The organism is Acidovorax sp. (assembly GCF_034519795.1).
Classification (GTDB): Bacteria; Pseudomonadota; Gammaproteobacteria; order Burkholderiales; family Burkholderiaceae_C; genus Acidovorax.
This window is the reverse complement of the sequence record NZ_JAXHOB010000031.1, coordinates 291684-307329: the sequence shown is the minus strand read 5'-3', so window position 1 is coordinate 307329 and position 15646 is coordinate 291684. Positions and strand designations below refer to the sequence as shown.

At 67.6% G+C, this 15646-nt stretch carries 15 protein-coding genes; all 15 read left to right on the top strand.

The annotated features are described in order from the left end of the window. The first annotated feature begins 682 nt into the window (after positions 1-682). The 15 genes from U5N23_RS31615 to U5N23_RS31545 all read left to right on the top strand — a co-directional run bounded on the left by U5N23_RS31615 (position 683) and on the right by U5N23_RS31545 (position 15631). Positions 683-2044: a putative transposase gene (locus U5N23_RS31615; protein WP_416208704.1), complete on the top strand. Its 1362-nt coding sequence runs from the start codon at positions 683-685 to the stop codon at positions 2042-2044. Next, complete coding sequence (locus tag U5N23_RS31610) at positions 2005-2340, top strand: putative transposase (protein ID WP_322596617.1); 336 nt, start codon at positions 2005-2007, stop codon at positions 2338-2340. Before U5N23_RS31615 ends, U5N23_RS31610 begins: the two co-directional genes overlap by 40 nt. Before the next feature lie 527 nt (positions 2341-2867). Continuing rightward, complete coding sequence (locus tag U5N23_RS31605; protein ID WP_322596616.1) at positions 2868-3686, top strand: sulfite exporter TauE/SafE family protein; 819 nt, start codon at positions 2868-2870, stop codon at positions 3684-3686. A 13-nt stretch (positions 3687-3699) separates the two neighbouring features. Then, positions 3700-5478: a nitrite/sulfite reductase gene (locus U5N23_RS31600; RefSeq protein ID WP_322596615.1), complete on the top strand. Its 1779-nt coding sequence runs from the start codon at positions 3700-3702 to the stop codon at positions 5476-5478. A 29-nt stretch (positions 5479-5507) separates the two neighbouring features. After that, positions 5508-5900, top strand: a complete 393-nt coding sequence (locus U5N23_RS31595) for a DUF934 domain-containing protein (RefSeq protein ID WP_322596614.1) — start codon at positions 5508-5510, stop codon at positions 5898-5900. A gap of 4 nt (positions 5901-5904) precedes the next feature. Further along, entirely contained in the window at positions 5905-6528 is a 624-nt protein-coding gene (locus U5N23_RS31590; RefSeq protein WP_322596613.1) for a phosphoadenosine phosphosulfate reductase family protein, read from the top strand. 19 nt (positions 6529-6547) lie between these two features. Next, positions 6548-7498 carry a sulfate adenylyltransferase subunit CysD gene (gene cysD, locus U5N23_RS31585; RefSeq protein WP_322596612.1) on the top strand — a complete coding sequence of 317 codons (951 nt, stop codon included), beginning with the start codon at positions 6548-6550 and terminating at the stop codon, positions 7496-7498. Then, positions 7498-8856 carry a sulfate adenylyltransferase subunit 1 gene (locus U5N23_RS31580; RefSeq protein WP_322596611.1) on the top strand — a complete coding sequence of 453 codons (1359 nt, stop codon included), beginning with the start codon at positions 7498-7500 and terminating at the stop codon, positions 8854-8856. The genes cysD and U5N23_RS31580 overlap by 1 nt, the downstream gene beginning before the upstream one ends. A 135-nt stretch (positions 8857-8991) precedes the next feature. Further along, positions 8992-9321 carry a ferredoxin FdxA gene (gene fdxA, locus U5N23_RS31575; protein WP_322596610.1) on the top strand — a complete coding sequence of 110 codons (330 nt, stop codon included), beginning with the start codon at positions 8992-8994 and terminating at the stop codon, positions 9319-9321. Positions 9322-9342: 21 nt separating this feature from the next. Continuing rightward, complete coding sequence (locus U5N23_RS31570) at positions 9343-10422, top strand: NAD(P)/FAD-dependent oxidoreductase (protein WP_322596609.1); 1080 nt, start codon at positions 9343-9345, stop codon at positions 10420-10422. A gap of 54 nt (positions 10423-10476) precedes the next feature. Next, positions 10477-11178 carry a response regulator transcription factor gene (locus tag U5N23_RS31565; RefSeq protein ID WP_322596608.1) on the top strand — a complete coding sequence of 234 codons (702 nt, stop codon included), beginning with the start codon at positions 10477-10479 and terminating at the stop codon, positions 11176-11178. Beyond that, positions 11175-12488, top strand: a complete 1314-nt coding sequence (locus U5N23_RS31560; RefSeq protein WP_322596607.1) for an ATP-binding protein — start codon at positions 11175-11177, stop codon at positions 12486-12488. Before U5N23_RS31565 ends, U5N23_RS31560 begins: the two co-directional genes overlap by 4 nt. 1120 nt (positions 12489-13608) lie before the next feature. Continuing rightward, positions 13609-14682, top strand: a complete 1074-nt coding sequence (locus tag U5N23_RS31555; protein WP_322596606.1) for an intradiol ring-cleavage dioxygenase — start codon at positions 13609-13611, stop codon at positions 14680-14682. Positions 14683-14865: 183 nt separating this feature from the next. Further along, a complete protein-coding gene (locus U5N23_RS31550; RefSeq protein WP_322596605.1) occupies positions 14866-15042 on the top strand; it encodes a hypothetical protein in 177 nt (58 codons plus the stop codon). Between the two features lie 115 nt (positions 15043-15157). Next, positions 15158-15631, top strand: coding sequence for an ABC transporter substrate-binding protein (locus U5N23_RS31545; RefSeq protein WP_322596604.1), 474 nt, complete (start codon positions 15158-15160; stop codon positions 15629-15631). Positions 15632-15646 lie beyond the last annotated feature (15 nt).

Here is a 15646-nt window from a genome sequence, read left to right as displayed (position 1 = left end):
TCAGACTTCTTGATCTCGACCCGAGCCGAGGACCGATTTCATGAACTGGGTTTGGCACACTTTGCGCACGCCGTCACCGTCAGATAGGTGGGTGGCTTTTTGCGCAAGGAGGCATCCCTACCGTGTTCAAACAACTACTGCTCGAAGACTGTCCAGTCGGATCGCACAAGATTGGTCAGACGCTGAGCATCCTCGAGAAGGACGGCTCGGTCACGTACTTTGTCGGGGGCGACAACTACTTCTCTCATCCGCAAGGGGATGAACCGGGCCGGCGTTTCATCTTGGCCAGCTTGATGGTGAGCGGACATGTGCGGGCGCGCGATCTGGAGGGCGCGCCCTTGACGATCCCGCACCGCACGCTGATGAACTGGGTCTCGCGGTATCGCAAGGAAGGGTCGAGCGCTTTTTTCCGTGCCCCCAAGCGCGCCAGGCCGCCGGTCATGAGCGCCGACAAGAGCGCAGAATGCGCCGGGTTGCTGGCCGACGGCATTCGCCCCGCGGAAGTCGCCCGGCGTGCCGGCATCGAGGAGTCGACCCTGCGCAAGGCGATCAAGCGCAAGGCACTGCCGGAAGTGCCCAAGCGCGCCGCTGGAATCGATGGAGCGAGCGGCCAGGACGCCGGCAGCACCAAGGCCGAACGTAGCCGCGAGGACGCACAGGTGGCCACTGCAATGGGGACGGCCTGCACGCGCGCCGACGAACGAGTTGCCGCAGCCATGGGGCTGGCGCAAAGCGCAGCGACTCGATTCGAGCCCGGCCAGGATGTTCAGATGGGGGTCTGCTGGCGGGCCTGCCGGCCCTGTGCGCCAACGGTCTGCTCAGCGGGCTGGGCAAGCATCTCGCACTGCCACAGGGGTTCTACAGCGCGCTGCACATTCTCCTGGTCCTGGGCTTCATGGCACTGGGTCGCATCCGTCGCCCCGAGGGGCTGCGCCACATTCCGCCCGGAGAACTCGGCAAAGTCATTGGCCTGGACCGCGTGCCGGAGGTGCGCACCTTGCGCGCCAAAGTCGCGGCGATGGCCGCCACCGGAGACCCGCAGGCGTGGATGCAGGAACTCAGCAAGAGATGGATGCAAGACGATCCCGCAGAGGCGGGTTACCTGTACGTCGACGGTCATGTCCGGGTCTACAGCGGCGAGACCGCCAAGCTGCCACGGCGCTACGTGTCACGTCAGAAACTGTGCCTGCGCGGCACCACCGACTACTGGGTCAATGACGCCGTCGGACGGCCGTTCTTCGTGGTCTCCAAAGCGGTCACCGAAGGCTTGGCCGATACCTTGCTCAAAGACATCGTGCCGCAACTGCTGAGCAGCGTCCCGCAGCAGCCGACGGCCGCTGAACTGGATAGCGATCCCCTGCTGCATCGGTTCATCATCGTGTTCGATCGCGAAGGGGCCACGCCCAGCCTGCTCACGCAACTCTGGCAGCGGCGCATCGGCGCGCTGACCTATCGCAAGAACGTCTCGGATGCCTGGCCCGAAAGCGAATTCACTGAACAGGACGTTGCCATACCCGATGGCGGCAGCACGCGCATGAAGCTGGCCATGCGCCAGACGCAACTCGGCAAGCAAGCCGCATTGGCGGTCACAGAGGTCCGCCGGTTGACTTCGAGCGGGCACCAGACCGCCATCGTCACCACGGCGCAGCGCCTGGGCACCACGGTCATCGCGGGCCGTATGTTCGCCAGATGGTGCCAGGAAAATTTCTTCGCCTACATGATGCAGCACTACGATATCGATGGGCTGATCGAGTACGGCGCGCAAAGCCTTCCTGGCACCACCAAGGTCGTCAACCCAGCCTGGCGCAAGCTGGACAAGGAGATCAGGCAAGCCCGTCACACCCAAAGACAGATGCAGGCGCAAGTCGCCAAGGGCGTCGTCCTCGACGGCAAGGAAATCCAGAAGAAGGCCGAATCCGTCGAGGCGATGCAAGCGGCTGGGGCTGTGCTCGAAGCGCTTCGCCTGGAGCGCAAGAAGACCCCAGGAAGGTCACGATCGACAGCTTGCCCGAGGACCAGCGACCCACTCAGTTGCTGCCGCTGAGCAAGATGCTCGCCGACACGGTGAAGATGATCGCCTACCGTGCCGAGACTGCCATGGTGGCTCTACTGCGGCGCCACTTGACCAAAGAGGCCGAGGCTCGCGCGCTCATCCGCGAACTGTTCGTCTCAAGCGCCAATATCGAGCCCGACGATCTCGCCAAGACCCTGACCATCCGCATCCATCGCATGGCCAACCCAGCTAACGACAAAGCCATCTCGGCCCTCTTGAACGACTTGACCCTCCAAGACTTCTGTCATCCCGACACGGGCGCTCGAATGATCTACACGCTGGTGTAAATGTGCAAAGCTCGCTTCCTCCGGGATCAGGAAGTCTGAACTTGATTGAGGGGGTGGCGCGGGCGGCGGCGGGGACGGCGCCACCACCTCCTCATCCGGCACGGTGGCGGGAACCTCCGGCTGGCTGGTTTCGGGCAGGCTGGGCACCGGCGGCAGCGCGGCCACCTGCGGGGTGGCACAACCCGCCAGTGCCAGCACGGCCACCACCAGGGCCGCAGTCCAACCTGAACTTCCAGGCCACGATGGTTTCAATGCGAGTGTGCGCTCGCAGATGCGAGCCGGAAGCGAAGGGTTCACGGTGGCGGGCGGCAGCGGCAGGCAGGGGGAAAGCGTCGGTCCAGATTCTATGGACCCGGCCCCGTGCCGCCCGCGGCACCGGTTCCAGGGGCGGCCGCGCGAACCGGTGATGACGCAGGAAACGAGCATGCATATTCTGAATGGGCATATGAGTCGTCGAAATATGTACTTTGGCTATCCATCCGCACTTCCTACATTGAGCGCCTGGTCACCCAACGAGCACCGCCACCATGGATTGGACTTCCTTCGACGCAATCGCCGTTCTCGCCGGCTTCGGCGTGGGCGCGATCGTCGGCCTGACCGGAGTGGGCGGCGGCTCGCTGATGACGCCCGTGCTGATCTTTTTCTTCGGTGTCAAGCACCCACGGTGGCCATCGGCACCGACCTGTGGTTCGCCGCCTTCACCAAGATGGGCGGCACGGCGCGCATGGCCCACCAGCGCCTGGTGCCCTGCCGCGTGGCTGGGCCTGCTGTGCGCGGGCAGCATCCCGGCCACCATCCTGGCGCTGTGGGCGCTCAAGGAACTGGGCCCGGCGAGTGCCCAGGCCCAGCGCATCATGACCACCACGCTGGGCTTTGCCCTGCTGCTCACGGCGGCCGCCACGCTGTACAAGGTGGTGGCCTTTTCGCGCCAGCGCCAGGCGGCCGACCAGGCCCTGCGCCTGGCCAACGCCGAGCAGGCCACCCGCCCGCGCCACTGGAGCCTGCCGGTGCTGCTGGGCGCGGTGATCGGCACGCTGGTGACGTTCACCTCGGTGGGTGCTGGCGCCATCGGCGTCACCGTGCTGCTGCTGGTCTACCCGCTGCTGCCGCTGCCTCGCGTCATCGGCGCCGACATCGCCTACGCCGTGCCCTTGACCCTGGTGGCAGGGCTGGGACATGCCTCGCTCGGCTCGGTGGACTGGAGTTTGCTTGCACAATTGCTGGCTGGCTCGCTGCCGGGCATCTGGCTGGGTTCACGCCTGGTCACCCGCACGCCCGAGCGCCTGATCCGCTCCGCCCTGTCCGTCCTGCTGGCCTGGGCAGGCGCCAAATTGATAATGATCTGAGTAGTAGCCCACGATGTACCAATACACAGAATTCGACACCCAATTCGTCCACCAGCGCGCGCGCCAGTTCCGCGACCAGCTCGAGCGCTGGCAGGCGGGCAAGCTGCCCGAAGACGACTTCCGCCCGCTGCGCCTGCAGAACGGCTGGTACGTGCAGCGCTACGCGCCCATGCTGCGCGTGGCCGTGCCCTACGGCGAGATCGCCAGCCGCCAGCTGCGCGTGCTGGCCACCATCGCGCGCGACTACGACGAGCCCGAAGCGGCCGTGTTCAAGGCCGCCATGGAAGGCCAGGGCCTGCTGGGCACGACCTTTTTGCCCAAGAACTGCGCCCACTTCACCACGCGCACCAACGTGCAGTTCAACTGGATCCCGCTGTCCAAGGCGGCCGACGTGATGGACCTCTTGGCCAGCGTGGACATGCATGGCATCCAGACCAGCGGCAACTGCATCCGCAACACCACCACCGATGCACTGGCCGGTGTGGCCGTGGACGAGCTGATCGACCCGCGTCCCTACGCCGAGATCCTGCGCCAGTGGACCACGCTGCACCCCGAATTCGCCTTCTTGCCGCGCAAGTTCAAGATCGCCATCAGCGGTGCGGCAGACGACCGTGCGGCCACCGGCTGGCACGACGTGGGCCTGCACATGGCCCGCAATGAGGCCGGCGAGATCGGTTTCAAGGTCTTCGTGGGTGGCGGCATGGGCCGCACCCCGGTGATCGGCACCGTGATCCGCGAGTTCCTGCCCTGGAACCAGATCATGAACTACATCGAGGCCATCGTGCGCGTGTACAACGAGCACGGCCGGCGCGACAACAAGTACAAGGCGCGCATCAAGATCCTGGTCAAGTCCGAAGGCCAGAAATACATCGACGATGTGGAAGAAGAGTACCGCCAGATCATGGAGATCGACGGTGGCCCGCACACCGTGCCCCAGGCCGAGTTCGACCGCGTGGCCGCTTGCTTCGTGCCGCCCGTGCTGGCCGACATCCCCGATGCCGACCCCGCCGCCCTGGCCGCATCGCTGCAGGCGCAGGCCGCCGAGCACGTAGCCTTTGGCCGCTGGCTCAAGCGCAATGTGCATGCGCACAAGAATGCACAGCTGCGCGCCGTCACGCTGTCCTTCAAGCGCCCCGGTCAGTCGCCCGGCGATGCCACCAGCGAACAGCTCACGGCCCTGGCCGACCTGGTGGACAAGTACTCGGCCGGCGAAGCCCGCGTGACGCACGACCAGAACGTGCTGCTGCCCTGGGTGCATGCCAGCCGCCTGTTCGATCTGTGGCAGGAGGCCAAGGCCCTGGGCCTGGCCAGCGCCAACGTGCAACTGCTCACCGACATGATCGCCTGCCCCGGCGGCGACTTCTGCTCGCTGGCCAATGCGCGCTCGCTGCCCATTGCCGAAGCCATCACGCAGCGCTACCAGGACCTCGACGAGCTCGACGACATCGGCGAGATCGACCTGCACATCAGCGGCTGCATCAACAGCTGCGGCCACCACCACAGCGGCCACATCGGCATCCTGGGCGTCGACAAGGACGGCAAGGAGTGGTACCAGGTCACGCTGGGCGGCTCCGATGGTTCCGACCTGTCGGGCGCTGCGGTTGCCGGCAAGGTGATCGGCCCCTCGTTCTCGGCGGCCGAAGTGCCCGACGTGATCGAAGCCGTGCTCGGCACCTACCGCGACCTGCGCGAGAGCGGCGAGACCTTCCAGTCCACCGTGCGCCGCGCCGGCCTGGACCCGTTCAAGGAAGCAGCCAAGACAGCCCGCCACAAGGAAGAGGCCACGGCCTGAGCGCCGCCCAGAAAAGAGATGGACACCCCATGAAGATACTTGCATCCCAAGACCACCAGGCCCCTGCCGAAGGCGACCCGCGCAGCGTGGCCCTGGCCAACGATGCCGATGCCCTGGCGCTGGCGCTGGACGGCGTGGAGCGCGTGGACCTGCATTTCCCCAGCTTCACCGATGGCCGCGCCTTCAGCCAGGCCTTTCTGCTGCGCCGCCGCCGCGGTTTCAAGGGCGACATCCGTGCCACGGGCGACGTGCTGATCGACCAACTGGTGCAGATGCAGCGCACGGGCTTTTCGTCGGCCGTGCTGCGCGAGGGCGTGGACGCAGCGGACGCGCAGCGCCAGTTCGAGATGTTCCCTGGCTTCTACCAGGGCGACGCGGTCAACCCCAAGCCGATCTTTGCCGACAAGGCCGCCACCGTCTGACACCATGAGCCAATTCGATCTCGCATCCGTCAACGCCGAACTCGGTCGCAACGCCGAAGGCCTCGTCGCCTGGGCCCTGGGCCTGGGCCAGCACCCCATCGTCACCACCAACTTCCGCCCCTTCGAGGCCGTGATCCTGCACATGGTCAGCCGCGTGCAGCCCGATGTGCCGGTGGTCTGGATGGACAACGGCTACAACACCGAAGCCACCTACCGCTTTGCCGATGAAGTGACGAAACAGCTCGGCCTGAATCTCAGGATCTACCTGCCACGCCGCTCGCGCGCGCACCGCGAGGCGGTCGAGGGCGCAACGCCCGGGCTGGACGACCCGCGCCACGCGGCCTTCACCGAAGAGGTGAAGCTGGAGCCTTTTGCCCGCGCCCTGCGCGAGACGGCGCCCAAGGTCTGGTTCACCGCGCTGCGCGCCACCGATACTGCCGTGCGCGCGCAGATGGACCCGGTGAGCATCAACCCCGACGGGCTGATCAAGGTCGCGCCGCTGCTGCACTGGTCGTCCAAGGAGCTGTACGAGTATTGCCAGAAGCACGGCCTGCCGAACAACTTCGACTACGTGGACCCCACCAAGGGCGAAGAGAACCGCGAATGCGGCCTCCATATCGCCCACTGACCTCACCGCTGACCCGATCATGAACGCCCGCACCGATGCCGCGCTGCTGCAGAACAAGAACATGAGCCACCACCTGAACAATTCGCACCTTGATGCCCTGGAAGAGGAAACCATCTTCATCCTGCGCGAGGTGGCTGCCGCCTTCGAGCGCCCCACCCTGCTGTTCTCGGGCGGCAAGGATTCGCTGGTGATGCTCAAGTGCGCAGAGAAGGCCTTCGGCGCGGGCCGCATCCCGTACCCGCTGTTGATGATCGACACGGGCCACAACTTCAAAGAGGTCACGGACTTCCGCGACTCCCGCGCCAAGGAGCTGGGTGCCGAGCTCATCGTGCGCAGTGTGGAAGACTCGATGGCCCGGGGCACGGTGCGCCTGGCGCACCCGGGCGAGAGCCGCAACGTGCACCAGTCGGTCACGCTGCTCGAAGCCATCGAGGAATTCCGCTTCGATGCCCTGATCGGCGGCGCGCGCCGCGACGAAGAGAAGGCCCGCGCCAAGGAGCGCATCTTCTCGCACCGCGACAGCTTCGGCCAATGGCAGCCCAAGGCCCAGCGGCCCGAGCTGTGGACGCTGTTCAACACCCGCCTGCAGCCCGGCGAGCACTTTCGCGTGTTTCCCATCAGCAACTGGACCGAGCTGGACGTGTGGCAGTACATCGACCGCGAGCAGATCGGCCTGCCCAGCATCTACTACACGCACAAGCGCGAGGTGGTGGACCGCAAGGGCCTGTTGATGCCCGTGACCGAACTCACACCGCCACGCGAAGGCGAGACGGTGCAGACGCGCGACGTGCGCTTTCGCACCGTGGGCGACATCACCTGCACCGCACCGGTGGAGAGCACGGCCGCCACGCCGGCCGAGATCGTCATCGAGACCCTGGCGGCCGATGTGAGCGAGCGCGGCGCGACCCGCATGGACGACAAGACGAGCGACGCCTCGATGGAAAAGCGCAAGAAGGACGGGTATTTCTGATGACCACCGCACACCAAGCCACCGCCCCGGCCACAAGCAGCGCCGACAGCAACCACGCCTCGGCCCTCAAGTTCATCACCTGCGGCAGTGTCGACGACGGCAAGAGCACGCTGATCGGCCGCCTGCTGGTGGACAGCCGCGCCGTGCTGCAGGACCACCTGGCCGGCGTGCAGCGCGGCGGCGAGACCGACCTGGCCCTGCTGACCGACGGCCTCTCGGCCGAGCGCGAGCAAGGCATCACCATCGACGTGGCCTACCGCTACTTCGCCACCGAAACGCGCAAGTTCATCATCGGCGATGCGCCCGGCCATGAGCAGTACACGCGCAACATGGTCACCGCCGCCAGCAGCGCCGACGCCGCCGTGGTGCTGGTCGATGCGACCAAGCTCGACTGGCAGAACCCCGAACTGACGCTGCTGCCGCAGACGCGCCGCCACTCGCTGCTGGCGCACCTGCTGCGCGTGCACTCGCTGGTGTTCGCCGTGAACAAGCTCGACGCCGTGGCCGACCCGGCCCTGGCCTTCGCCCACATCAGCGCCGCCCTGGCACAGTTCGCCGAGGCGGCCGGCATCGCCGTGCGTGCCACGGTGCCGGTGTCGGCCTTGAAGGGCTGGAACGTGGTGGACGCCCACGCCGGCTGGTGCGGCTACGACGGCCCCACGCTGCTCGAAGTGCTCGAGCAGCTGCCCAACACCCCGGCCGACACGGGCCTGCCCCTGGCCTTTCCGGTACAGTGGGTGGAGAAATTCTCTTCCTCGTCGGACACCTCGCAGGGCCGCCGCGTGTTCTGGGGCCGCGTGGCCGCAGGCGCCGTGGCACCGGGCACCGCCGTGCAGATCTTCCCGAGCGGCCAGAGCGCCACCGTGGCCCAGGTGCTCGACCATGCGCGCCGCCCTGTGGGCGTGGACGCGGGCCAGAGCGCCGGCATCATCCTCGACCGCGAGGTGGATGTGTCGCGCGGCGACTGGATCCTGGCCGCTCCCACGCCCGCTGCGGCAGCCGCAGACGACGATTTCGACACCCCAGCCGCCGTGCCGGCCTGGCCCGCCAGCCGCGAGCTGCTGACCACCGTGGCCTGGATGGACGACGAGCCCCTGGTGGCCGGCCGCGTGTACTGGGCGCTGCACGGGCACCGCTGGGTCAAGGCCAAGGTCAAGCGCGTGGTGCACCGCCTGGACATCAACACCCTGGCCGAGGACGACGCCACGCAACTCGACCCCAACGCCATCGGCCACGTGGAACTGCTGCTGCAGGAGCCCCTGCCCGCGGCCCCTTTCAGTCAGGCGCGCGTGCTCGGCTCGCTGATCCTGGTGGACACCGCGAGCCACAAAACGGCCGGCGCCGTTCTGGTCAACTGATCCGCATTCGCAATGGGAACCCCTTTGGGGGCCCAAAACCCCTGAGTCCCCTTCCCGGACCCAGGGGCCCAACAACCCAAGGCCGGTGAAAGCTCCTAAAATAGAGGGTTTTCACTGACCCACACAACCCTCGTCATGACCCACGTCGTCTCCGAAAACTGCATCAAGTGCAAGTTCACCGATTGTGTGGACGTCTGCCCCGTGGACTGCTTCCGCGAAGGCCCGAACATGCTCGTCATCGATCCCGATGAGTGCATCGACTGCGCCGTGTGCATTCCTGAGTGCCCGGCCAACGCCATCTTTGCCGAAGAAGACCTGCCGGCCGACCAGATCGCCTTCATCAAGCTCAACGCCGAGCTGGCCTTTGCCGACGGCTGGAAGAGCATCACCAAGCGCAAGCCCGCCCTGCCCGACGCCGACGAGTGGAACGGCAAGCCCGGCAAGGTCAACGAACTGGTCCGCTGAGCGGCATCGCTTCATCCCCCGGTGTCCACGCTCGCGCCATCGCCTCCTCCCATCGCCACGGATGCCGTGGTCATCGGCGCAGGCCCGGTGGGCCTGTTCCAGGTCTTCCAGCTCGGTCTGCAGGGCATCACCGCCCATGTGATCGACGCCCTGCCCCATGCCGGCGGCCAGTGCGTGGAGCTGTATGGCGACAAGCCCATCTACGACATACCGGGCGTGCCCGTGTGCAGCGGGCGCGAGCTGGCAGCCTTGCTGCTGCAGCAGATCGCCCCGTTCAAGCCGCACTGGCACCTGGGCACCCTGGTCGCGTCCGTGGCGCTGCAGGACGATGGCCGCATCCTCGTTGAAACCAGCCAGGGCCAGGCCCTGTTGGCGCGCTGCGTGTTCATCGCTGCCGGCGTAGGCGCCTTTGTGCCGCGCACGCTCAAGGTCGATGGCATCGAGCGCTTTGTCGGCACGCAAGTGCATTACCAGCACCTGCCCGCCGGCACCGCCGTGGCCGGCCAGCGCGTGGTGGTGCATGGTGGCGATGACGCCGCCGTGGCCCATGCCATCGCCCTCGCCACCCTGCCCGAAGCCGACGCCCCGGCCAGCATTCGCCTGCTGTACCGCCGCGATGCCTTCCAGGCGCCACCAGAACAGCTGCAGCAGTTGCAGGCCCTGCGCGACGCGGGCCGCCTCGAGGTCATCGTGGGCCAGATCACCGGCGTGGTCGCCGAGGGCGGGCGCCTGACCGCCCTGCAGGTGGTGGACACCGAAGGCCAGACGGCGAGCGAGCCGCTCGACTGCCTGATCGCCGCGCTGGGCATCTCCCCGCGACTGGGGCCCATTGCCGACTGGGGCATCGCCATCGAGCGCAAGCAGCTGGTGGTGGACACCGCCAGCTTTCGCACCAGCGTGCCCGGCATCCATGCCGTGGGCGACATCAACACCTACCCAGGCAAGCGCAAGCTGATACTGTGCGGTTTTCACGAGGCCACGCTGGCCGCCTTTGCCGCGGCCGAGGCCCTGAGCGGCGACAAGGTGGCCCTGCAGTACACGACCACCAGCCCCAGGCTCCACGCGCTGCTGGGCGTTGCCACGCCGCAAGCGGCCTCCTGAATCCGCCGGGGCTGTGCTACCGTCGGCCCTTCACCACTGCCCCAAGATTTCCGCATGATCCGATGCCTGCTGGTGGACGACGATCCCGCCATCCGCACCCTGCTGCTCGACTACCTGGCAAGCTTCGGCTTCGTGACCGAGGCCGTGGGCGACGGCCGGGGCATGCGTGCCGCCCTGGCGCGCCAGGGTTTTGACGTGGTGTTGCTCGACCTGATGCTGCCCGACGAGGACGGGCTGACCCTGTGCCAGTGGGTGCGCCGCGACCATGGACAGTTGCCCGTGATCGTGCTCACCGCGCAGGGCGACCCGATGTCGCGCGTGCTGGGCCTGGAGCTCGGGGCCGACGACTACCTGGCCAAGCCCTTCGAGCCGCGCGAACTGGTGGCGCGCATCAAGGCCGTGCTGCGCCGCGGCGCGGCCGCCCCGCCGCAGGCCGATGCGCCCCAGCTGCGCTTCGAGGGCTGGACCTTCGACCGCCTGCGGCGCGAGCTGGTCTCGCCGGATGGCACCATGGTGGCCCTGTCGAGCGCCGAGTTCCGCCTGCTCGAAGCCTTCACCGCCCATGCCGGCAAGGTGCTCAGCCGCGACCGGCTGCTCGACCTCTCACGCGCCCCTGGCGTGGTGGTGAGCGACCGCAGCATCGACCTGGCCGTTTCGCGCCTGCGCGGCAAGCTCGGTGAAGGCCAGCGCGATCGCCCTCTGATACGCACCCTGCGCGGCGAGGGCTACCTGTTCGACGTGGAGGTGCAGCGGTGAAACCCGCGACACCGGGTGGGCGCTGGAATTGGCGTCGCCTGGACACCCTGTTCCTGCGCCTGTTCATCCTCATGTGGGTGGCATTGGCCGGCAGCCACCTGGTGGCCTACCTCACCGTCACCCAGCTGCGCCACCCGCAGGACCTGTCCACCACGCTCTCGCGCCTGCCGCCCCTGGCCTCGCTGCCGCCCGGCAACCCCCTCACCGGCGCAGGCGTGCCGGGCGGCCCGCCGAGGCCCGGCGGGCCGGGCGCCAATCCCTGGCCCGGGCCGCCACCCATGGGCGGCGAACGCATGCCACCGCCGCCCCTGCAGCCGCTTGGCGGCGCGGCAGCGGGCAGCGACGGCCGCCCTCCCAACCCCTTCACCGCCGGCAACCCGCCACGCGTGGGCGGCCCCATGCCCCTCAATTCCCTGTGGATGGACTACGGCATCCGCTTCGTGCTGATCGGCCTGGCGGCCTTCCTCGGCGCGCGCTGGCTGTCTCGCCCCATGCTGCGCCTGTCCCATGCGGCCAGTGCCCTGTCGCAGGGCATCGACAAGGGCGGCAAGCCGCCCGTGCTCGATGAAACGCTGGGCACCGTGGAGGTGCGCAATGCCGCCCAGGTGTTCAACCAGATGTCGCAGCGGCTCAAGGAGCAGTTCGATGCACGCGGCCTGCACATGGCCGCCGTGTCGCACGACCTGCGCACCCCCCTGACCCGGCTGCGCATGCGCGTGGCCCAGTGGCCCGAGGGTTCGGCCCAGCAGGCCGCGATCAACGACATCCGCGAGATGGACGAGATGATCGGCGACACCCTGGCGGTGCTGCGCGAGCAGCACGAGGGCAGCGAGGCCCGCTCCATCGACCTGGTGGCCCTGCTGCAGGCCCTGGTGGACGACCTGGCCGAGCAGGGCCTGCCCGTGGAACTGCAGGCCCCTGCCAGCGCCGCGCCCGTGCGCGTGCGGGCCCGCACCGCCGCGCTGCGCCGTGTGATCGGCAACCTGGTGGGCAATGCCGTGCGCCATGGCGGCGGCGCCACGCTCAGCGTGCACGCCCTGCCCGAAGGCGCGGTGCTGCACATCGACGACTCGGGCCCGGGCATTCCCGAGGCCCAGCTGGAGCAGGCCCTGGAGCCCTGGGTGCGGCTGTCGCAAGACCCGGTGCCGGCCCATGCCATGGCGGGCGACCTCCCGGCGCACACCGCCGGCTACGGCCTGGGCCTGGCCATCGCGCGCGACCTGGCGGAGCGCGATGGCTGCCGGCTGAGTCTGCACAACCGGCCCGAGGGGGGATTGCGTGCGCAGTTGGTGATGCCGCAGGCAGGCTGACTGCTTGCTGCTTGCTGCTTGCTGGGAGAGGCCCGCAGTGCGTCCTCTTGTGCCGAAGCCGGAGTCCGGGATGTGAGCATCGTGCTGCCACTTTTTTTTAGCGGTGTGCCTTGGTGGAGGGCGGGAGCCGGGATGTGCGCCCGGCGGCGCACCTACTTTCTTTTTGCGCAAAAAGAAAGTAGGCAAAGAAACAGCGCCCCACAGTCTGCGTCCCTTCGCTTCGCTACGGGCAACCTGCGATGCTCGGAGCTGGGGTGGCGTCGCGGAACTCGCTGCGTTCTTCAAACTCCGCTCAAACAGCATCGGCAAGCCAGATCACGAAGCGTGTGTGTCCTTCGGCACACACGCCCACCCCAGCTCCTGCGCTTCTCGGCGCAGCCAGAAGGGGTGGGAGCGGGGTCACGAACGGCTGCTGCTGCGCAGCTGCGCCGGGGGTCGGGGACGCGCGCGGTGCGCGCTGCCGACGGGCGGTGCAACCGCCCTGGCGAACCGAGCGCAGCGAAGGACCACAGGCCGAGCGAAGCAATGGCCCGTATGGAGCCCGCTCCCACCCCCTTCTGACCGTGCCGAGAAGCGCAGGGCCTGGGGTGAGCGCGTGCCGAAGGACACGCGCCTCGTCATCTGACTCGCCGAAGCTGTCTGACCGGAGCTGCCTCGCAGAGGCAGCGCAGGGAGTTCTTCGGCGTCACCCCAGGTCCGAGCATCGCAGGCTGCCCCACTCGCCGCCAGGCGAGTGGGGACACGGGCAGCGGGGTCGTCTTTTCTTGGCCTACCTTCTTTTGACGAAGCAAATGAAGGTAGGTGCGCCGCCGGGCGCACATCCCGGCTCCCGCACCACGCACAGGCACGCCATCACCAAAGCCCCAGCCCGTCGAATGGCCCTCGGCCTCCGGGCCGAGACCCGGCCTCCGCCCTCAAAAACGACATCAGGAGCACAGCCACCGCCCAAGCCATTCGAATAGCGATCCAACAGCCCTTCATTTCAACCACGACACAATCTGCATAAACAGGGGTTACAGGCTGGCGAGACACTGTTCACACGGTCACCCAGACAGCACGTCAAAAACAGCGCAGTTCGGGTGAATGGTTTCTTTCTTCTCCAACAGAACCTGCAAAGCCCATGAACACCAACACCCTGCACCACGACGACAACACCGCCCACCACCACGGGCTCCAGCACGACCTCAAGACCCTGACGCGCCAGGCCGCCACGCGCCGCAATGCCCTGCGCTGGCTCGCCGTGGGCAGCATGGCGCCGCTGTCCCTGCTCTCGGGCAACAGCATGGCCGACACTGCCAGCGACGCATCCACGGTGCTCAACTGGGCCCAGGCCAGCTACCCGCAGTGGTTCCCGGCCAGCTCGGCCGTGGCGCAGAGCAATGCCAATTTCATCTTCCGCTTCTACCCCACCACCGACAACTACCTGGGCGTGAGCCTGCAGGATGCGAACCTGTACGCCTACGGCCGCGAAACCGGCTACGCCTTCCTGAACCTGGGGCCCCTGTCGCACTGGCTGAGCATGGCCGCAGGCGGTGCCACCAGCCAGACCTGCAGCATCATTCCGCAGGAGACGGCCGGCCCCTACCCTGGCGACGGCAGCAACAGCAACCAGTCGGGCGTGGCCAATGCGCTCACGCTCTCGGGCATCGTGCGCAGCGACATCCGCCCCAGCATCGGCGGCGCCACCGGCATCGCAGCCGGCATCCCGCTGCGCATCGAGCTGGAACTGGTCAACGCCGCATCGAGCTGCGCCAGCCTGTCGGGCTACGCCATCTACCTGTGGCACTGCACGCGCGACGGCCTGTATTCGATGTACTCGAACGGTGTCACCAGTGAGAACTACCTGCGCGGCGTGCAGGAGACCAGCGCCTCGGGCGTGGCCACCTTCCAGTCCATCTTTCCGGGCTGCTACTCGGGCCGCATGCCGCACATCCACTTCGAGGTGTACCGCAACCTCGCCAGCGCCACGCGCGGTTCCAACGCCATCCGCACCTCGCAGATGGCCTTCCCCACCGCCGTGTGCCAGCAGGTCTACACCGCCGACGGCTACAGCGCCAGCGTGCGCAACCTCTCGCAGATCACCTTTGCCACCGACAACGTGTTCAGCGACGGCGTCTCGCTGCAGACCGCCACCGTGACGGGTGACAACAGCGCCGGCTACGTGGCCAAGCTGCGCATGGGCGTGAACGGCTGATCCCCCGGCCCCTTTCCCTGCATTCCCTCCCTTGGGTGCTTGCGGCTTGCCGGAGCACCCCTTTTTTCATGCCCTGCGGGAACGCGCCACCACCGAATCCGCACTACAGGCAGGCCACCCCTCGGCCTACAAGCGGCTGGCCCTCGCGCGCCCAGAATCAGCCCACGACACCGGGAGACTTCCATGAGCGCGATTCCACCCAAGGACACCTACCAACTGGTCTTCGACCGCCTCACCGAGCAGGACTCGACCACGGCAGAGCGCACGGCGCGGCTGCTGGCCCAGGTCATCGACCACCTGGAGCAGCGCCGGGAGCTGGACCGCCAGGAAATCGAGGAAATGGTCTACAAGCTAGGCTGACCTGCCGGGCCCCGCGCGGGCAGGTATCCATGCGCAGCCAATGCCTTTGGAGCAGCAGGGCCAAAGGCCGGTTCAGTAGCATGTCTGCTCACCTGTACAAGGACTCGATCTACCCATGAATGCTTCGCTTCGCACCACCTCGGCCGTCATCGCTCTGGCCATGGCCGCACTGACCGTACCCACGCTCGCCCAGGCCAAGCGCATGGGTGGCAGCAGCAAGCCCGCTGCGGCGCGCCCAGCACCGGCAACAGCGGCCCCTGCCGCAACCGCTGCGCCCAAGGCGCCGGCAGCACCCGCCCCCCCAGCTGCCGCACCCGCTGCAGCAACCCCTGCGGCTGCAGCTCCCGCTGCGGCAGCGGCGCCCGCAGCAGCGCGCCCCGGCATCGGATCCACACTGGGCGCTGCCGCCGTAGGCGGCGTGGCCGGCGCGATGATTGGCAATGCCATGGCCAGCCCCAGCGCGGACAAGGAGGCCAAGGAAGCCAAGCTCAAGGAGGCCGAAGCCGCCGAAAAGGAAGCCAAGGAACTGCAGCGCAAGGCCGATGAAGCCAAGGCCAAGGCCGAGGCAGCGCGCACCGCCGCCAAGTAACCCGTTCGGCTTGCA